Here is a 17,557-nt window from a genome sequence, read left to right on the forward strand (position 1 = left end):
GCGGAAGGCTCGCTGAGCGAACTGGCTCACCGTTCGCCCTCGGCTTGGATCAACTCTTCCTCCGCTCGATCTCATCCAAGCTGGCGAGCGGTGGCTTGAGTACCTCCATGAGAGCGTCGGCGAATCGTAGAGCCTGAGCGATCCGCAACAGCGTCACGAGATCGCCGCTTTGCTCTGACTCGATCCTCTCGATCTCCTCGACGCTTGACTGGCTGGCCTTTGGCCTGATCGTCGACGCTGAGCCCGCCAATTGACCGCGTGCGCATGAGCATTTTCCCGAACTCGGCCATCAGCTCTTCGGCTGTCGCCAGTGCGTAGATCATGGTGCGTGGCCGGTGCATGGCCGCAATATGAAGGTCTTGACCGTGCCGCTGACATCCGTGGCAGCCAGCTCCAAAAAAGGGATCGGGCCTCCGAAGAGGCCCGATTGCATCAGGTCGAAAACCTGCAAAATTTCAACAGATTAAGCGAACGGCTTGCCCGAGGTGCCCTTTCGTCTAAGGGCAGGTATGTCCTTGCCCGTGGATGTCAGCGACCGAACGAACGGCCACCACCGCCGCCGCCCGAGCGGCCACCGCCACCATAGCCGCCGCCACCACCCGAACGGCCACCGCCGCCCGAACGGTTGCCGCCGTAGCCGCCACCACCCGGGCGACCGCGACCACGTCCGCCACCCATGTGGTCGACGCTCGTGCGCAACGGATCCGGCTGGCCGGCGCCGCCTGCGACCGCTTCGGCGCGCAGGTGCGCGACCTGGTTGGCCTGGGTCGGGCTGTGGCTGTTGCCGTGATGGCGCGGCTGGCGCTCGTCATGTGGCTGATGAGCCTGTTGCTGATGCGGTGCATGGTGCGGCGCACGTGCCGGACCTTGCGGGCCACGGCCCTGCGGTGCGCGAGCACCCTGGCCGCGCGGGCCTTGACCCTGGCCTTGGCCGCCGCCGTTGGCGTTGCGGCCTTGACCGCCACCCTGGCCGCCACCACCGCGGCGTTGACCGCCACCGTTTCCGCCGCCACCACCGCCTGCGCGCTCGCCGCCGCCCTGGCCGGCCTTGTTCTCGCGGATGCGCTGCAGCATCTCGGTGCGGGCAGCCTTGGCGGCCGCCTGCATCACGTCGCGGCTCGGCGGACGGCCGGCGCCGCCCCAGATCGTCTGGCGGCCCATGGCGATCGGCTCGGCGCGTTCACCTTCTTCGGGGCCGAAGCCCTCGACGATCTGCACGGGAATCGTCTGCTTCGTGAAGCGTTCGATTTCCTGCATGAAGCCTTCTTCGTCCAGGCACACGAAGCTCACGGCCTCGCCGCTCGAACCGGCACGGCCGGTGCGGCCGATGCGGTGCACGTAGTCTTCGCTGACGTTCGGAATCTCGTAGTTCACGACGTGCGGCAGTTCGTCGATGTCGATGCCGCGCGCCGCGATGTCGGTGGCCACCAGCGCACGGATGTCGCCGGTCTTGAAGCCGGCCAGCGCCTGCGTGCGGGCGCTCTGGCTCTTGTTGCCGTGCAGCGCCATCGCCTCGATGCCGTTCTTGGTGAGGAATTCGGCCACGCTGTTGGCGCCGAACTTGGTGCGCGTGAACACGAGCACCTGGCTCCACTTGTTCTCGTTGATGATGTGCGCGAGCAGCGCCTTCTTCTTGCCGCGGCCCACGGGGTGGATCACCTGGGTGATGCGCTGCACGGTGGTGTTGCGCGGCGTGACCTGGATGCTTTGCGGGTTCTTCAGCAGCGTGGCCGCGAGGTCGCGGATCTCGTCGCTGAAGGTGGCCGAGAACAGCAGGCTCTGCTTTTCCTTGGGCACCAGGGCCAGGATCTTCTTCACGTCGTGGATGAAGCCCATGTCGAGCATGCGGTCGGCTTCGTCGAGGATGAGCATCTGGACCTGGGCCAGGTCGAGCATGCCCTGCTGCTGCAGGTCGAGCAGGCGGCCGGGGGTGGCCACGAGGATGTCGACGCCCTTCTTGAGCTTGCTGATCTGCGGGTTCATGCCGACGCCGCCGAAGATCACGGTCGAGTCGAGCTGCAGGTACTTGCCGTAGGTGCGGACCGACTCTTCGACCTGGGCCGCGAGTTCGCGCGTGGGGGTCAGCACGAGGGCACGGATGCCGGTGCCGCCGAACTTGTTGGTGGCGCTGCGGCTCATGGTGAGCTTGTGCAGCATGGGCAGCGTGAAGGCGGCGGTCTTGCCGGTGCCGGTCTGGGCGCCGCCGAGCAGGTCGTGGCCTTCGAGGACGGCGGGGATGGCTTGCGCCTGGATGGGGGTGGGGGTGTCGTAACCGTGCTCGTGCACAGCCTTCAAGATGGCGGGAGCCAGCTTCAGTTCATCAAAATTCATTGGAAACAATAAGCGCCATACACGGCGCAGTGGCATCGGCCCGCTTGGCGTCTTGTTGACGCCGAGCCAGTCAAGGCAGATGAAGGTCAGGGGTGGGAGCCGGAAAGTCCGCCCTCGCAAAAGGGTTGAAATGGACCTTTCTTCGTCCCCGGCAGAGAGCCGGTGTTGCGGGCAACTGGACCCGGCAACGGTGGCTATTGTCGCATGAGTCGATAATCGGTGATTTGCCGCGCCTGAATGCTTCCCAAGGGCTTCTTTCTGGCGACCGCGCTTTCCCCCGAATCTTTGTACCCAAGGTAACTATTCCCAGATGGCTCAATACGTCTATTCGATGAACCGCGTCAGCAAGACGGTGCCGCCCAAGCGGCAGCTCTTGAAAGACATTTCGCTCTCTTTCTTCCCCGGCGCCAAGATCGGCGTGCTCGGCCTGAACGGCTCGGGCAAGTCCACGCTGCTCAAGATCATGGCGGGTGTGGACAAGGAGTTCGAGGGCGAGGCGCTGCCCATGCCGGGGATGACGATCGGCTATCTGGAGCAGGAACCCAAGCTCAACACCGAGCACACGGTGCGCGAATCGGTCGAAGAGTCCATGGGCGCGGTGTTTGCGGCCAAAGCGCGCCTCGAAGAGGTGTACATCGCCTACGGTGCCGAAGACGCCGACTTCGACGCGCTGGCCGCCGAGCAGGCCCAGCTCGAAGCCATCATCGCCACTGCCGGCACCGATTCCGAGCATCAGCTGGAAATCGCCGCCGACGCGCTGCGCCTGCCGCCGTGGGACGCCAAGATCGGCCTGCTGTCAGGCGGTGAAAAACGCCGCGTGGCGCTGTGCCGCCTGCTGCTGTCCAAGCCCGACATGCTGCTGCTCGACGAGCCGACCAACCACCTGGATGCCGAATCGGTGGAGTGGCTCGAAGTGTTCCTGCAGCGCTTCACGGGCACCGTGGTGGCCATCACCCACGATCGCTACTTCCTCGATAACGCGGCCGAATGGATCCTGGAAATGGACCGCGGTCGCGGCATTCCCTGGAAGGGCAACTACAGCACCTGGCTCGAGCAGAAGGGCGAACGCCTGGCGCAGGAGCAGAAGAGCGAAGAAGCCCACGCCAAGGCCCTGAAGAAGGAACTCGAGTGGTCGCGTCAGAACCCGAAGGCACGCCAGGCCAAGAGCAAGTCGCGCCTGGCCCGCTTCGAAGAGCTGAGCGACATGGAATACCAGAAGCGCAACGAGACGCAGGAAATCTTCATTCCTGTGGCGGAGCGGCTGGGCCAGCAGGTGTTCGAGTTCCACGGCGTCAGCAAGTCCTTCGGCGACCGCATGCTGATCGACAACCTGAGCTTCACCGTGCCGCCGGGCGCGATCGTCGGCATCATCGGCCCGAACGGCGCCGGCAAGTCGACGCTCTTCAAGCTGCTCGCGGGCAAGGAAAAGCCCGATTCGGGCGAGGTCGTCATCGGCCAGACCGTGAAGATGGCCTTCGTCGACCAGCACCGCGACGAGCTGGCCAACCAGAAGACCGTGTGGGAAGACATCTCGAACGGCCTGGACATCATCAACGTCGGCAAGTTCCAGATGGCAAGCCGCGCGTATGCGGGCCGCTTCAACTTCAACGGGGCCGACCAGCAGAAGAAGGTCGGCACGCTGTCGGGCGGCGAACGCGGCCGCCTGCACCTGGCCAAGACGCTGATCGCCGGCGGCAACGTGCTGCTGCTTGACGAACCGTCGAACGACCTCGACGTGGAAACGCTGCGCGCGCTCGAAGACGCGCTGCTCGAGTTCGCCGGCACGGTCATGGTGATCAGCCATGACCGCTGGTTCCTCGACCGCATCGCCACCCACATCCTGGCCGCCGAAGGCGACAGCCAGTGGACCTTCTTCGACGGCAACTACCAGGAGTACGAAGCCGACAAGAAGAAGCGCCTGGGCGAAGAAGGCGCGAAGCCGAAACGCATGCGCTACAAGGCGCTCAAGTAAGGCCCCGGTATTTCTCCCTCCCCTTCCGGGGGAGGGTTGGGGTGGGGGCTCGACGGCCTTCGAACAGGCACCGCTGCATTGCAAGCGCCGTCAGCCCCCATCCCTGCCTTCCCCCAGAGGGGGAAGGAGCAAGACAAAGACAGCGCGTGGTTCTCAAAGGGGCCGCGCGCTTTTTTCATCGTCGGCCGCGAACACCTCGCGCGCCGCAAACAGGCCGTTGAGCGCCGCCGGAAAGCCCGCATACACCGCCATCTGCATGATGACCTCGACAACCTCGGTGCGCGTCGCGCCGACGTTCAGCGCACCCTGGATGTGCACCTTCAGCTGCGGCGCCGCATTGCCCATGGCCGTGAGCGCAGCCACCGTCGCGATCTCGCGGGAGCGCAGGTCGAGGCCGGGGCGCGAGTAGATGTCGCCGAACGGAAACTCGATCACCAGGCGGCCAAAGTCTGGCGCGATGTCGGCCAGGCTCTCGACCACCTTGACGCCGCCTTCACCGTCGATCTCGTGAAGCTTGGCCAGGCCGCGCGTGTAGCGCAGGTTGTCGTTGTGGCCCTGGTTCTGTGTGTTCGTCATTGCTCGTCTTTCCTTCCGGGGCAGTGCCCGATGAAGGAGGACGCTTCTTCGTCTTCTCGACCGCACGGTAGTGGTCGATCTTGAGCGACAGCGCCTGCATCGATTGCTGCAGCGCCGCCACCCGGGCCTGAACTTCCGCGAGGTGCTGTTCGAGCATCTCGCGCCGTTCGCCGACGCTGGCGTCCCCCTGGTTTCGAAGCCTGACGAAGGCCTGCATGCCCTGGATGGACATGCCGGTCTCGCGCAGGCGCAACAGGAAATCCAGCAAGTCCATGTCGGCGCTCGCATAGCGGCGCTGACCGCCCGGTGCACGCGGCACCGCGGCGATCAGCCCGATGCGTTCGTAGTAGCGCAGCGTGTAGGCCGTGAGGCCGGTTCGCTGCGCGACTTCCGCGATGGTCAGACTGGTTTCCATGGCGTTGATTCTCAAAGTTAGAGCGCGCTCCAAGTCAAGCGCTTTGACGAACTATTTTTGCGGAGTGTGCAGGTCGGCATCGAGCCAGCCGCGCAGGCTGTTCACGAAGGCAAGGGCCTGCACGCGCGGCAGATCGTTCACCCGCACGACGGCTTCGGCAAGCTGGCCGCTGCGCAGCCGGTTGGCGCGGCCGACGCCGTTCAGCAGGCCGCAGTGCAAGGGCGGCGTGACCCAGCGGCCGTCGAGCAGCAGGGCGATGTTGCCGCGCGTGCATTCGGTGATCTCGCCATCGCGGTTCCACAGGAGCGTGTCGAACACGCCCGCGGCTGTGGGCGCGAAGGCCTCGTAGTGGGCGCGGCGGGTGGTCTTGAAGCGGGTGAAATCGCTGTCGGCCTCGTCGAACGCGCGCGTGGCCAGTTGCAGTTGCACGCGCGCGGGTGGCGCCTCCATCGCAAAGGCTTCTGCGCGCGGCGCGCCTTGCGCATCGAGCAGCAGGCGCACGCGCCATGTGCCGGTGGCATGCTGTGCCTTGAGTCGATCGAGGCATGCGGTGACGCGCGCTTCGCTCCACGTGCGGCCGAAATGCGCTGCCGCGGCCGCCATGCGCGCAAGGTGCGCGGGCGCATCGCGCAGCTCGCCTCCAACCAGCGCAAGGGTTTCGAGCAGCTCGAACGGCGGGTTCGCCGCCTGGCCCAGGAAGGCCCGCTTGTGGCGCCATTCCTCCCATTCGGCGTCCGCCCGCGCATCGGTCGTGATGCCGCTGCCGATGCCGCAGCGCGCCTCGGTGCCGCGCAGCGTCACGGTGCGGATCGGCACATTGAAGGTCGCATGACCGCCGGGCCGCACCACGCCGACCGCGCCGCAGTACACGCCGCGCGCCTCGGGCTCCAGCTCGCGGATCAGCCGCATCGCGCTGACCTTGGGCGCACCGGTGATCGAGCCGCACGGGAACAGCGCCCCGAACACGTCGGCCAGCGCGATGCCCTCGCGCACGAGTGCCTCGACATCCGACGTCATCTGCCACACCGCCGGCAGCGCTTCGGTATGGAAGAGCCGCGGCACGCGCACCGAGAAGGGCTGCGCCACGCGCGACAGGTCGTTGCGGATCAGGTCCACGATCATCACGTTCTCGGCCCGTTCCTTCGGCACGGTGCGCAGCCGCAGTGCCAGCGCTGCGTCCTCGGCCGGTGTCGCGCCGCGCGGGGCCGTGCCCTTCATGGGGCGCGCCAGGATGCGGTCGCCGTGCCAGTCGAAGAAGAGTTCGGGTGACACCGAAAGCACCTGTTCCTCGCCGGTGTCGATGAAGGCGCTGTAGCCGCCGGGCTGTGCCTGCCGCAGTGCGAAGAACCAGTCGCGCGCGTCGCCGTGGAATTCAGCATGCAATGCGGCGGTGTAGTTGAGCTGGTAAAGCTCACCGTCCGCAATTGCGCGGTGGATGGCCCGCATGCGCTGGTCGAAGGACTCGCGCGAGAGGCTGCCTTGCCATTCGACTGGCGGCATTGCGGGCGAATCTTCCGGCCAGGGCAGCACTTCGTCATGCACGCCGAACCATGCCAGCGGGCCGTCGGCTTCGTGCACGGCCAACGCAGGATCGAACGCGATGGCGGCCTCGTAGCGCAGGTAGCCCACGCACCAGCGCCCCTCGCGCGCCAGCGCCTCCACAGCCTCCAGCACCGGCCGCACCTCGCCGGCAGTCCGCGCCACCAGCACGCGCGACGGCGCGCCGAAGGCCAGGCGCAGCCGGCTCGCGCCGTCGCTGCGCGGCTGCGCAAAATCGATCAGCGTGCGCAAGGCCGGAAGCAGGGCCCCATCAGCCGGCATCGTTCGCCGCGGCCGTCGGTGCGGCAGCGCCTTGCGACGTTCTGGCCAGCACCCGCTTGCGCACCGCATAGATGTTGTTGCGCAGCGCGTAGAGCTCGTCGGCATACGACAGCGGCACCGCCACCTTGTTGACGACGCGGTCGAGCTGATCGAGATCTTCGAGCAACGCCTTCTGCTCGCCCTGTTTCGCATCGACCTTGGCCTCGATGTCGCGCAGCCGTGCATACCAGCGGAACACGCGCCGCCGCACGCGGAACTGGTACAGCGGCGGCACCACGCGGCTCAGCGGCAGCATCAGCACCAGCAGGCCGCCCAGCACCAGCCACATGCGCTCGACCAGGTTGCTGGCCCAGAACGGCAGGTAGCGCTGCCAGACCGGCGGCGTGCCGTTGATGGCGCGGTCGCCCTCGGGGCTCACCGGCAGTTCGCTGGTGCGGGTGTTGGGAAAGTCGCGCGCCCGGTTGAACCAGCCGGCGCCACCGTGGATCGACTGCGCGGCCTGCGCGAACAGCTGGCGCAGGGCGGGGTGCGTTTCCTCGCGCGACAGCAGCGAGGTGGTGGCCGCGAGCAGCGACACGTCGTGCGGCGGCAGGTCTTTCGACAGGTCGACCACGCCGCGCGGCAGCGTCACTGCCGAGAGGAACGGAAAGCGCCGCGAGTAGGCATCGGCCTGGCCGAAGTCCAGGAGCTTGATGTCGTCCGAGCGCAGCAGCCGCTGCACTTGCGGCGACTGCGGCGCCGAAGACAGCACGATGGCATCGAGCAGCCCGGCCTGCAGCGCTTCGGCCGCCGCCGCCTGCTCGAGGTTCGACAGCAGCAGGTCGTCGGGGCCCAGATGGTTGGCCTTGAGCATCCGCTCCATGATGTCGGGCAGGCCGCTGCCCGACAGGTCGACGTTCACGCGCAGTCCGCGCAGCTGCGTGAGCGATGTCAGCGTGCCGGTCTTGCGGTCGATCTTCTGCGCCGAGTCGGCGCGGTAGAACAGCCAGATCGGCTCGTAGAACAGGCTGCCGAGCGAGGTCAGGCCGGCTTCTTCGTCGGCCACCGGGTCGGCGCTGCCGCCGCGCACGAAGCCTACGTCGGCGCCGCCGGTGCGCAGCAGTTGCAGGTTCTCGGTGGAGCCCGACGTGGGCTTGAGCTCCACCTCGATGCCGGCGCGCTTGAGCGCTTCCGCGTAGTGCTTGCCGAACTGTGCATAGGCGCTGCCCGTGGGGCCGGTGGCGAGCGTGACGTGCTTGGGCGGCTGTGGCTGCAGCCACCAGTAGGCGGCGATCAGCAGGCCGATCACGATGAACACGATCGGCCCGGCCGAGGCGATCAGGTCGCGGATCGACAGCAGGATCAGTTTCAAGGTTCTGGGAAACGCCATGGTGTCTCTTCCGTCTTCAGCCGCGCGGCGTGGCGAGATCGGCCGCGCAGGGAATGTGCAGCTCGCCTAACGTCACGGACCGCGCTGCGTGCACCGCGCGCAGCGTGGCGATTGCGACGGCCTCGGCCGCCATGGTGCTGAGCACCGTCATGCCCGGCGCACTGCCTTCCAGCGGCACGCGGCCGGTGGCCAGCGCGAACAGCGTGTCGCCGTCGCTCATGGTGTGCACCGGGTTGATGGCGCGCGCCAGCCCGTCGTGCGCGACCATGGCGAGCCGGTTGGCCTGCGCCTTGGTCAGCACCGCGTCGGTGGCGATCACGCCGATGGTGGTGTTGGTGCCCGCCAGCAGCGGCTTGGGGCTGTCGCCGCGCAGCAGCGCGCGGCGTGTATCGAGCAGCGCCTTGCCGTCTTCGGTGCGCGCGCCGGCCACCGGCTGGCCGGTGTTGTGGTCGATCACGTCGCCCAGCGAGTTGACCGCGATCAGCACGCCGACCGTGACGCCGCCGACCGTGACCGACGCGGTGCCGATGCCACCCTTCATCGCACGGTCCACGCCGAAGAGCTTGCCCACCAGTGCGCCGGTGCCCGCGCCCACGTTGCCTTCGGCGGGCGCCGCGGTGCTTGCGGCTTCGCAGGCCGCGTAGCCGGCGGCGGCATCGGGGCGGATGCGCGCGTCGCCCATGGGCAGGTCGAACAGCACGGCGGCCGGCACGATGGGCAGGGTGCCGAAGCGCACGTCCATGCCGATGTTGCGTTCTTCCATCCATCGCATGGCGCCGTCGGCGGCCGCAAGGCCCCAGGCGCTGCCGCCCGCGAGCATCACCGCGTGCACCTGCTGCACGAGGTTGCCGGGCGAAAGCAGGTCGGTCTCGCGCGTGCCGGGAGCAGCGCCGCGCACGTCCACGCCGGCCACCGCGCCGTCGCGCGCCATGACCACGGTGCAGCCGGTGGGGCGGCGGGTGTCGGAGAAATGGCCGACTTCGATGCCGGCGACGTCGGTGATGGAACCGGCGGATTGGGAGGGAGCGGAAACTGAGGCTGGCATGGCGGCCGATTATGGGACCGCACCCTCTACGATCCTTGCCATGACGGTTGCAAGAAGTTTCTCTCCCGGCGGCGGACGCCGCCATGTGGTGGTGATCGGCGCGGGCGCGGTGGGCAGCGCCACCGCCATCGAGGCGCTGCGCGCGGGCCTGCGCGTGACGGTGCTGGAGCCCGGCGAACCGGGCGGCCCGCAGGCCACGAGCTACGGCAATGCCGGCTGGCTGTCGTCGCACTCCGTGGTGCCACCCGCGTTGCCGGGCGCCTGGCGCAAGGTGCCGGGCTGGCTGGCCGAACCGCTCGGTCCGCTCGCCCTGCGCTGGCGCTACCTGCCACGCGCCTTGCCGTGGTTGCTGCGCTACCTGGCTTCGGGCTGGACCGAGGCGCGTGTGCAGCGCACGGCCGACGCGCTGCGCACGCTGCTGGTCGATGCGCCCGAGCTTCACGCGCAACTCGCGGCCGAGGCCGGCGTGCCGCAGCTCATCGAGCGGCGCGGGTTGCTACATGCCTATCGCTCGCGCGCGGAGTTCGATGGCGACGCGCTGGGCTGGCGCGTGCGCCGGCGTGTGGGCATCCAGTGGAACGAGTGGAGCGAAGACGAGCTGCGCCGCCGCGAGCCCGATCTGGACGCGCGCTACACGCTCGGCATCTTCGTGCCCGAAGCCGGCCATTGCCGCAATCCGGGCGCCTACGTGGCTGCATTGGCGCGCCATGCGCTCGATGCGGGTGCCGAACGCATCACCGCCCGCGCGACGGGCTTTCTCATCGAGGACGGACGGCTGCGCGCAGTGCGCACCGAGGCCGGCGACATCGCCTGCGACGGCGCCGCCATCTGCGCCGGTGCGCGCTCGGGCCCGCTCGCGGCAGCGGCCGGCTCCGCGGTGCCGCTTGATTCCGAGCGCGGCTACCACGTGGTCATCGAAGACGCCACGGCCGGCCCGCGCACGCCGACGATGGTGGCTGACGGCAAGCTCATCGCCCACTGGATGGACGGCGGCCTGCGCGCGGCGGGGCAGGTCGAGATTGCCGGCCTCGAAGCGGCGCCCGACTGGCGCCGCGCCGAGATCCTGCACCGGCACCTGCAATCGATGTTTCCCGCGCTCGCAGCGGGTGCATCGCCGACGAAGCACTGGCTCGGCCATCGCCCGAGCCTGCCCGACGGACTGCCCTGCATCGGCCCGGCCGCCGCCAGCGCCGACATCGTTCTGGCCTTCGGGCATGGCCACGTGGGCCTGTGCGGCTCGGCGCGCACGGGGCTCCTGGCGGCTCAACTGCTCGCGGGCGCTGCGGCGGAGATACCGCTGGCCCCGTTCGATCCGGGCCGCTTCAAGCCATAGGGCCAGCCGGCACGCCGAGCGTCAGTTCGCCGGTGCGATCGACAGCACCGTGAGTGCGCCATCGACCTTGTCGGCCGTGAACTGCACCTTGTCGCCCGGCTTCACCTTGGTGAGCAACGCAGGGTCGCTCACGCGAAAGACCATCGTCATGCCGGTCATTTCGAGGTTGGGAATGTCGCCGTGCTTCAGCGTGATCTTCTTCGCGTCGGTGTCGATCTTGCGGACCTCGCCTTCGACGGACGGCAATGCGGCCTGCGCGAAGGCAGCTGCGGCGAGCAGGGCGGCGGAGAGTGCGGTGAACAATTTCTTCATGATGATCTGCTTTCGTTGGTTGCTGGTCGATTCAGCGACGGCCCTGCACGCGGATGCGGCCGGCCATGCCGAGTTCGTAGTGATCCTTCACGAGGCAGGCGAAGTCGAAATCGCCCGCGCGGTTGAAGGTCCAGACCATGTCGCCGGTCTTGCCGGCGGGCACGTGCACCATCCATGGATCGTCGTGCTCCATGTCCGGGAATTTCTTCATCATGGCCGCGTGCGCCCCGATCTCGGCGGTGGTGCCGAGCACGAGTTCGTGCAGTTCCTTGCCGCGGTTCTTCAGGCGCAGCCGGATGGTGTCGCCTTCGCGCACTTCGATGACCGAGGGCGTGAAGGTCATGTCGTCGGCCATTGCGATGTCGATGGTGCGCTTCACGGCGCCGGCTTTGCCCGCGATGCCCCAGGCCTTCTGCTCGGGGGCGAGCGCGGCGGCGCTTTTCGGCTGGGCGCTGTGGCCTTCGTGAGCCAGCGAGGCTGTGGCAACTGCTGCGAGCGCGAGGCCTGCGGCGATGGACTTGAATGTCTTGTTCATGGTGCGAGCTCCAGAAAAAATGAAAGGGATCAGTGGTTGTGCGCGCCGTGCCCGGAGGGCTTGCGCACGGTTGCATCGGGGCTGCCGTCCTTCGAGGGCGCAGGCGACTTGCGCGTGGCCGGCGGCACGTTCGCGTCCGGCACTTCGCGCGCCACTGTGCCGGCCGGGTGCCTGAACCACCCCGGGTCGCGGTAGTCGCCGGGCTTCTGGTCGCGCCGCACCTTCAGCAGCGTGAACATGCCGCCCATCTCGGCCGAGCCGAAGGGGCCGGTGCCGGTCATCATCGGCACCGTGTTGTCGGGAATGGGCATTTCCATCTCGCCCATGTCGGCCATGCCCTTGTCGCCCATCACCATGTAGTCGGGCACGAGCTTGCGGATCTTCTCGGCCACGCCCTTGTGGTCCACGCCGATCATGGTCGGCACGTCGTGTCCCATCGGCCCCATCGTGTGGTGCGCCTTGTGGCAGTGCAGCGACCAGTCGCCTTCCTCGTCGGCAATGAATTCCATCTGCCGCATCTGGCCCACCGCCACGTCCACCGACACCTCGGGCCAGCGCGCGGTGCGCGGCACGGGGCCGCCGTCGGTACCGGTCACCTCGAACTCGTGGCCGTGGATGTGGATCGGGTGGTTGGTCATCGTGAGGTTGCCCACGCGGATGCGTACGCGGTCGCCCTTGCGCACGTTGAGCGTGTCGATGGCCGGGAACACGCGGCTGTTGAAGCTCCAGATGTTGAAGTCGGTCATGGTGTTGACCTTGGGCGTGGCGCTGCCGGGCTCCACGTCGAAGCTGCCGAGCAGGAAGCAGAAGTCGCGGTCGACCTTCTCGATCAGCGGATGCTCGGCCTTCGGGTGCGTGACCCAGAAGCCCATCATCCCCATCGCCATCTGCACCATCTCGTCGGCATGCGGGTGGTACATGAAGGTGCCGGGTCGGCGCGCGGTGAATTCGTAGACGAAGGTCTTGCCCGGCGGAATGTGCGGCTGCGTGATGCCGCCCACGCCGTCCATGCCGTTGGGCAGGCGCTGGCCGTGCCAGTGCACCGTGGTGTGCTCGGGCAGCCGGTTGGTCACGAAGATGCGCACGCGGTCGCCTTCGACCACCTCGATGGTCGGGCCGGGCGACTGGCCGTTGTAGCCCCACATGTTGACCTTGAAGCCGGGCGCCATCTCGCGTACGACGGGTTCGGCGACGAGGTGGAATTCCTTGACGCCGGAGTTCATGCGCCAGGGCAGCGTCCAGCCGTTGAGCGTGACGACGGGGTTGTAGGAGCGGCCGTTCGGCGGCACGAGCGGCGGCGCGGTGGCGGTGGAGCCCTGCGACACCGGTTCGGGCAGCGCGGCCATGGCCACACGGCTTACGGTGGTTGCGGCGACGGCGGTGGCCGCGCCTGCGAAGAAGTTGCGGCGGTTCATGTCAGTGGCCTCCCGTGGCGGGGGCGTCACCGGCCGCAGCGGTCTGCAGCGCCGTCATGCCACCGGGCGAACTCCCCGTGAGTACCAGCTGCAGATCGGTGTCCGCCAGCCAAAAATCGCGCTGCGCCTCGATGCCCGCGTTCACCGCGAGCATGCTGGCGCGCGTCTCGCCGAGCAGCTCCCACACGCTCGCGAGCATGCCGTTGTAGCGCAGCACCATCTCCTCGTTGACCTTCTTGCGCAGCGGCAGCACCTCGTCGCGGTAGCGGCGGGCGAGGGCGTAGGCGGTGTTCCAGCCCTGCCATGCCTCGCGCGCCTCGCTCGCGGCCAGCACGCCCACGTTGCGCACGCGGGCGGCCGATTGCATGTACAGCGCCTCGGCGCGTCCGCTGCGTGCCTGGCCCCAGTCGAAGATCGGAATCGGCAGCTCCAGCTCGAAGCCGCGCTGCGTTCTGTGCGAGCGGTCGGCGCCGTTGTCGAACTTGCTGTTGTGCGCAACGCCGAGCTCCATCGCGTTGATCACGCTCGTGGCGCGCGTGAGACCGAGCGAGCCGGCCATGGCCGTGTTCTGCGCCTGGGCCGAGCGCACGTCGAGCCGGTCGCGCAACGCGAGCGCCTGCACGTCGCCGAGTTCGGGCGCTGCCTTGGGCAGCGGCGGGAGGCGGTCGGGCAGGGTGTACCTGGCGGCGCGGTCGCCGCTCAGTCCGAGCAGCCGGGTGAGCTGTTCGCGCGAGGCGACGGCCGCCTGTTCGGCACGGGCGAGCTGCGCGGATGCATCGGCCAGCAGCAGTTGCTCGCGCGTGCGCTGCAGCGCGCTCCAGTTGCCGACCTGGGCCATGCGGTGCGCGAGTTCGGCACCGGCTTCGGTGGCCTCCCTCGCGTCGCGCAGGTAGACCACGCTCTGCTGCGCGGCCACCGCGCGCACCCAGGCGCGGCGCGTGTCGGCGGCCAGCACCAGCACGCTCTGCGCGGCCTGCAGCTTGGCCGACTCGTGCCGCTGGCCGGCCCAGCGCGCCTGCCACGGCAGAGTGAGCAGGCCCACCACGTTGAAGCTCAGCAGCCGGTCGATCTCGCGCTCGCTGCCCTCGGTCAGGCGGCCGAAGGCGAACACCGGGTTCGGCAGGCTCTGCGCCTGCACGCGGTCGGCATCGCTGAGCTGCAGGGTGGCGAAGGCGTCCTGCACGCGCGGGCTGCTGGCCAGCGCGATGCGCACGGCGGCCTCGGCGTCGAGCGGCCCGGCGAGCAGTTCGTCGATGCGCTTGCGCGAGGCCTCATCCGGTGCGCGCTGGGCCGTGGCGCCTGCCATCAGCGGGTTGCCGTCGACCAGCGCCTGCACGTCGGCGCTGCCGCCGTCAGGCGCGAGGCTGGCGCAGCCGGCCAGTGCCAGCGCTGCGGCCAGCACGGCGCCGGTCCTGAGGAATGAAAGCCGGGGCCTGCGGGCGCCGGGCGGACGCAGGCCGCAGCGCTTGCGATAGCGATGGATGCCGGCAGGCTGCCGGCCAACAAAGGGGTTCACGCTCGATCTCCATGAGCAATACGACGGACGCCGCGAGCCGGAACGGGCTCACCGCGGACGGACTACGGGCAGGGAGATCAGGAAATGGGTGGCTTCAGGCCCGCAACGGGCTCTGCACTGGCGAAGCGGGCCGCGTGTGCCGCTGGCGGCGCCTGGGGCGCGCTATGCACGATGTCCACGAGGGGCATGCCGCCGAGCGCCACGGTGTGGCAGACCTGGCAGGCGGTGCAGGTGCCACAGCCCCCGTGGTCGGCGCCGCTGTCGTCGTGGCTGTCATGGCCGGACATGTCCATGCCGTTGCCGGCCTCCATCGCCTCATGGCAATGGGCCTCGGTGGCCGTGCTGGCCATCGAGACGGCTGCTGTCGCAGCCGTCAGCGAATGCCGCATCATCTCGACCGCCATCGCGTCGCCCAGCCAGCCGCGGATGGGCAGCAGGACGATCATGAGGGCGAGCAGCAGGGTGCGCATGGGCGGGATGATAAACCTGCGCCCTAAGACACCAGCTGGCCGCGGGCCTTGTCCAGCCACACCTGCAGGTTGTCGAGCAGGTCCTTCTGGCTGAAGGAGCAGCTTTCCTCGCTGAAGAGCGCGCTCGACTCCAGCCGGTCGAGCAGGCTCAGCAGCACCTCGCCATAGCGCGGGGGCAGGGCGCCGAGCAATTCGGTGCTGTTGCGTGCTTCGTTCGACAGCGTGGTGATGGAGCCGCCGGAGTCGGTGCGCAGCGCCGCGATGCGCGCGGCGATGGCGTCGAGCTGCGATGCGGCGCTCATGGCGTGGTCTTCCCGGGCGGCGGCAGCGACAGCCCGCGCTCTCGCATCAGGTCGCGCAGGATGTCCGGGTAGTCGGTGATGATCCCGTCCGCGCCCCAGTCCATCAGCCGCTGCATGTCGGCACGCTGGTTCACCGTCCAGGGCAGCACCTTCAGGCCGAGCTTCTGCGCTTCCTTGATGACGGTGGGCGTGAGGTCGGCGAAGGCCGGCGACCAGATCACCGGACCGGGTGCATTGGCCGAAGCGGCCCTGACCATCTGCGGCACCGACGCGAAACCCGCCGCGTCGTGGCCGGCCGTCCAGCGGCTGTCCTTCAGCGTGCGGGCCGTCGTGAGGTAGGCGCGCGGCAACTGCGGCGCGAGCCGGCCGACCAGCGCCAGCGTGCGCCAGTCGAAGCTCTGGATCGTCACGCGGTCGGCCATCTTCGCCTTGTCGATCTCGGCGAGCAGCGCGCGCACCATCGGCTCGGGCGCGGCGGTTTCCTCCGGCTTGGTCGGATCGATCTTGGTCTCGATGTTGAAGCGCACCGTCGCTGCTTCGGCGCCACGCGCCTGCACCTGCGCGAACAGCGCGGCCAGCGTCGGGATGCGCTCGCCGTCGCGCGGCTGCTGCAGCGCGAACTGCTTGCCGTAGTTGCTCGCCGGATTGAGGCGGCCCACGTCGTAGGTCTGCAGCTGCGCCAGCGTGAGCGAGCGGATCGACGCGCCGCTGTTCGGTGGCAGCCAGGCGCCGCTGGCGTCGCGCGTGTGGTCGGGGTTGAGCGAGGTGTCGTGCGAGATCACGACCACGCCATCGACCGTGAGCCCGATGTCGAGTTCGAGCGTGGTCACGCCCAGGTCGATGGCGTTGGAGAACGCGGCCAGCGTGTTCTCGGGTGCCAGCCCGCGTCCGCCGCGGTGGGCTTCGAGGTCGAAGTGCTGCTTGGCCGTGGGTGCGATGGCGGCGCAGCCGGCGACGAGCAGGGCGGAGGCGAGGAGGGCGTATTTCATTTGAGCTGCACTTTGATGCCGTCGTCTTGCACAGTGATGTCGCCGATCTCGTAGGTCTTGCGCCCGACCGTCAGTTCGTTGGCCGTGAAGCTGCGCAGCACCTGGCCCTGCAGAAGCTCTTGTGCGACCAGCGCGCCGATCTTTTGCAGCCGCTCGGCATCGCGGCCTTCGATACCCTGCAGTTCGATGCGCTCGGCCTTGGGCTGGTCGAGCCGCAGCGCGCGCGCAGCTGCGTCGTATTTCAGTGCGCTGCTGACCGACACCACGCCCTGCACCGGCGAAGCCGCGAGCAGCGGGCTCGCGATGGTCAGCGTGGCCGTGATGGCTGCGCGATTGTTGCGTTCGTCCAAACCCAGCTGCGGATCGCGCAGCCCGACCATGAAGATCTCGGCATAGCGCTCGGCCACCGGAAAGCGCTTGGCGATCTGCACCTGCAGCTCCTCGCGGGTGGCGGTGTATTCGCTCGTGAAGAAATTGAAGCCGGCCAGCGCCGCGAAGGGCGCCTGCAGGGCCGCGGCGCCCAGCAGAGCGCGCAGCACCCTGCTGCGGGAGGTGGGGAGCAGGTTGCGGTGGTTCATACGGTTCCGAGCTTGCCACAGGCCTGAAGTTTCCCGGCGTCCGGCGGGACGCCGGCGGCTCCCGGCTGCATCTCGTAACGCGCGAAGGAGCGCTCGCCTCTTTCGCCCTTGCGGATCACGCTGTGCAGCGAAAACCCGAAGCGCTCGTACAGCGAGCGCAGCGGCGCGCGGTCGGCCACGCAGTCCAGCCGCAGGTGCGGGCGGCCGAGCTGCACGGCGCGTTCGCGTGCGAACTCCAGCAGCCGCACGGAAACGCCGCGTCCCGCCCAGGCCCGGCTCACGGCGAGCTTGTGCACGTAGAGCGAGGTGCCGGCTTCCATCTCGGGCCAGAAACCGGGGTCTTCCAGGTCGAGCCGCATCACGCCGGCCGCACCGCCGCCATCGCGTGCGATGAAGTAGCTGCCGGCATCGGTGTCGCGCTGGATGCGCTCGAAGGCGACGTCGGCGGCCGACCACAGCGGACGGCCTTCGGCGGCGATCCACCGGGCGGCTTCGTTCAGTACGGCCGCTACGGTGGCGGCCTCGGAGGGCTTGGCTTGTTCGATCTGCATCGGGGCCAGAGCATAGCGGCGCCGGCC

At 68.6% G+C, this 17,557-nt stretch carries 17 protein-coding genes; 2 read left to right on the top strand and 15 right to left on the bottom strand.

What is annotated here, in order from left to right; all coding sequences use genetic code 11:
* Positions 1 to 528: 528 nt before the first annotated feature.
* Positions 529 to 2,331 carry a DEAD/DEAH box helicase gene (locus ACEOAB_RS07950; protein WP_495653580.1) on the bottom strand — a complete coding sequence of 601 codons (1,803 nt, stop codon included), beginning with the start codon at positions 2,329 to 2,331 and terminating at the stop codon, positions 529 to 531.
* Between the two features lie 310 nt (positions 2,332 to 2,641).
* On the opposite strand from ACEOAB_RS07950, the gene ettA reads away from it, so the two are divergent.
* Complete coding sequence (gene ettA, locus ACEOAB_RS07955; protein ID WP_056587499.1) at positions 2,642 to 4,303, top strand: energy-dependent translational throttle protein EttA; 1,662 nt, start codon at positions 2,642 to 2,644, stop codon at positions 4,301 to 4,303.
* A gap of 153 nt (positions 4,304 to 4,456) precedes the next feature.
* On the opposite strand, the gene ACEOAB_RS07960 is transcribed toward ettA, so the two are convergent.
* Genes ACEOAB_RS07960 through ACEOAB_RS07980 form a run of 5 tightly spaced genes read right to left on the bottom strand, consistent with a single transcriptional unit; the run spans position 4,457 to position 9,529 of the window.
* The gene (locus ACEOAB_RS07960; protein WP_413751261.1) at positions 4,457 to 4,879 is read right to left on the bottom strand and encodes a carboxymuconolactone decarboxylase family protein; all 423 of its coding nucleotides are present in this window, start codon (positions 4,877 to 4,879) and stop codon (positions 4,457 to 4,459) included.
* The gene (locus ACEOAB_RS07965) at positions 4,797 to 5,294 is read right to left on the bottom strand and encodes a MerR family transcriptional regulator (protein WP_413751262.1); all 498 of its coding nucleotides are present in this window, start codon (positions 5,292 to 5,294) and stop codon (positions 4,797 to 4,799) included. Before ACEOAB_RS07965 ends, ACEOAB_RS07960 begins: the two co-directional genes overlap by 83 nt.
* A 51-nt stretch (positions 5,295 to 5,345) precedes the next feature.
* A complete protein-coding gene (pabB, locus tag ACEOAB_RS07970) occupies positions 5,346 to 7,115 on the bottom strand; it encodes an aminodeoxychorismate synthase component I (protein WP_495653581.1) in 1,770 nt (589 codons plus the stop codon).
* Positions 7,105 to 8,484: a TAXI family TRAP transporter solute-binding subunit gene (locus tag ACEOAB_RS07975; protein ID WP_413751250.1), complete on the bottom strand. Its 1,380-nt coding sequence runs from the start codon at positions 8,482 to 8,484 to the stop codon at positions 7,105 to 7,107. The genes pabB and ACEOAB_RS07975 overlap by 11 nt, the downstream gene beginning before the upstream one ends.
* A gap of 16 nt (positions 8,485 to 8,500) precedes the next feature.
* Positions 8,501 to 9,529: a P1 family peptidase gene (locus ACEOAB_RS07980; protein ID WP_413751251.1), complete on the bottom strand. Its 1,029-nt coding sequence runs from the start codon at positions 9,527 to 9,529 to the stop codon at positions 8,501 to 8,503.
* A 40-nt stretch (positions 9,530 to 9,569) separates the two neighbouring features.
* Here ACEOAB_RS07980 and ACEOAB_RS07985 point away from each other — a divergent pair, with 40 nt between their 5' ends.
* Positions 9,570 to 10,862: an NAD(P)/FAD-dependent oxidoreductase gene (locus tag ACEOAB_RS07985; protein WP_495653582.1), complete on the top strand. Its 1,293-nt coding sequence runs from the start codon at positions 9,570 to 9,572 to the stop codon at positions 10,860 to 10,862.
* A gap of 21 nt (positions 10,863 to 10,883) precedes the next feature.
* Here the strand turns inward: ACEOAB_RS07985 and ACEOAB_RS07990 are convergent, their stop codons facing one another.
* The 9 genes from ACEOAB_RS07990 to ACEOAB_RS08030 form a co-directional block, all read right to left on the bottom strand.
* Positions 10,884 to 11,174 (bottom strand): copper-binding protein, encoded by a 291-nt coding sequence (locus ACEOAB_RS07990; protein ID WP_093078801.1) that lies wholly within the window; start codon positions 11,172 to 11,174, stop codon positions 10,884 to 10,886.
* Positions 11,175 to 11,205: 31 nt separating this feature from the next.
* The gene (locus ACEOAB_RS07995; protein WP_413751171.1) at positions 11,206 to 11,709 is read right to left on the bottom strand and encodes a cupredoxin domain-containing protein; all 504 of its coding nucleotides are present in this window, start codon (positions 11,707 to 11,709) and stop codon (positions 11,206 to 11,208) included.
* A 29-nt stretch (positions 11,710 to 11,738) separates the two neighbouring features.
* A complete protein-coding gene (locus ACEOAB_RS08000) occupies positions 11,739 to 13,124 on the bottom strand; it encodes a multicopper oxidase family protein (protein ID WP_413751172.1) in 1,386 nt (461 codons plus the stop codon).
* Between the two features lies 1 nt (position 13,125).
* On the bottom strand, positions 13,126 to 14,640 hold the full coding sequence (locus ACEOAB_RS08005; protein WP_495653583.1) for a TolC family protein: 1,515 nt from the start codon (positions 14,638 to 14,640) through the stop codon (positions 13,126 to 13,128).
* 77 nt (positions 14,641 to 14,717) lie between these two features.
* A complete protein-coding gene (locus ACEOAB_RS08010; protein ID WP_413748781.1) occupies positions 14,718 to 15,110 on the bottom strand; it encodes a hypothetical protein in 393 nt (130 codons plus the stop codon).
* 23 nt (positions 15,111 to 15,133) lie between these two features.
* Entirely contained in the window at positions 15,134 to 15,412 is a 279-nt protein-coding gene (locus ACEOAB_RS08015) for a hypothetical protein (protein WP_413748782.1), read from the bottom strand.
* Positions 15,409 to 16,401, bottom strand: a complete 993-nt coding sequence (locus tag ACEOAB_RS08020) for a glycerophosphodiester phosphodiesterase (protein ID WP_413748783.1) — start codon at positions 16,399 to 16,401, stop codon at positions 15,409 to 15,411. The genes ACEOAB_RS08015 and ACEOAB_RS08020 overlap by 4 nt, the downstream gene beginning before the upstream one ends.
* The gene (locus ACEOAB_RS08025) at positions 16,398 to 16,979 is read right to left on the bottom strand and encodes a DUF1439 domain-containing protein (RefSeq protein ID WP_495653584.1); all 582 of its coding nucleotides are present in this window, start codon (positions 16,977 to 16,979) and stop codon (positions 16,398 to 16,400) included. The genes ACEOAB_RS08020 and ACEOAB_RS08025 overlap by 4 nt, the downstream gene beginning before the upstream one ends.
* A complete protein-coding gene (locus ACEOAB_RS08030; protein ID WP_413748785.1) occupies positions 16,976 to 17,530 on the bottom strand; it encodes a GNAT family N-acetyltransferase in 555 nt (184 codons plus the stop codon). Before ACEOAB_RS08030 ends, ACEOAB_RS08025 begins: the two co-directional genes overlap by 4 nt.
* Between the last annotated feature and the right edge of the window lie 27 nt (positions 17,531 to 17,557).

This window comes from Variovorax sp. Varisp53 (assembly GCF_059491555.1).

Coding starts and splice junctions, on each gene's coding strand:
- ACEOAB_RS08025 (WP_495653584.1), bottom strand. CDS start 16,979: ATGAACCACCGCAACCTGCTCCCCACCTCCCGCAGCAGGGTGCTGCGC.
- ACEOAB_RS07950 (WP_495653580.1), bottom strand. CDS start 2,331: ATGAATTTTGATGAACTGAAGCTGGCTCCCGCCATCTTGAAGGCTGTG.
- ACEOAB_RS08030 (WP_413748785.1), bottom strand. CDS start 17,530: ATGCAGATCGAACAAGCCAAGCCCTCCGAGGCCGCCACCGTAGCGGCC.
- ACEOAB_RS07995 (WP_413751171.1), bottom strand. CDS start 11,709: ATGAACAAGACATTCAAGTCCATCGCCGCAGGCCTCGCGCTCGCAGCA.
- ACEOAB_RS07980 (WP_413751251.1), bottom strand. CDS start 9,529: ATGCCAGCCTCAGTTTCCGCTCCCTCCCAATCCGCCGGTTCCATCACC.
- ACEOAB_RS07985 (WP_495653582.1), top strand. CDS start 9,570: ATGACGGTTGCAAGAAGTTTCTCTCCCGGCGGCGGACGCCGCCATGTG.
- ACEOAB_RS07960 (WP_413751261.1), bottom strand. CDS start 4,879: ATGACGAACACACAGAACCAGGGCCACAACGACAACCTGCGCTACACG.
- ACEOAB_RS07990 (WP_093078801.1), bottom strand. CDS start 11,174: ATGAAGAAATTGTTCACCGCACTCTCCGCCGCCCTGCTCGCCGCAGCT.
- pabB (WP_495653581.1), bottom strand. CDS start 7,115: ATGCCGGCTGATGGGGCCCTGCTTCCGGCCTTGCGCACGCTGATCGAT.
- ACEOAB_RS07965 (WP_413751262.1), bottom strand. CDS start 5,294: ATGGAAACCAGTCTGACCATCGCGGAAGTCGCGCAGCGAACCGGCCTC.
- ACEOAB_RS08000 (WP_413751172.1), bottom strand. CDS start 13,124: ATGAACCGCCGCAACTTCTTCGCAGGCGCGGCCACCGCCGTCGCCGCA.
- ACEOAB_RS07975 (WP_413751250.1), bottom strand. CDS start 8,484: ATGGCGTTTCCCAGAACCTTGAAACTGATCCTGCTGTCGATCCGCGAC.
- ACEOAB_RS08010 (WP_413748781.1), bottom strand. CDS start 15,110: ATGCGCACCCTGCTGCTCGCCCTCATGATCGTCCTGCTGCCCATCCGC.
- ACEOAB_RS08015 (WP_413748782.1), bottom strand. CDS start 15,412: ATGAGCGCCGCATCGCAGCTCGACGCCATCGCCGCGCGCATCGCGGCG.
- ACEOAB_RS08020 (WP_413748783.1), bottom strand. CDS start 16,401: ATGAAATACGCCCTCCTCGCCTCCGCCCTGCTCGTCGCCGGCTGCGCC.
- ettA (WP_056587499.1), top strand. CDS start 2,642: ATGGCTCAATACGTCTATTCGATGAACCGCGTCAGCAAGACGGTGCCG.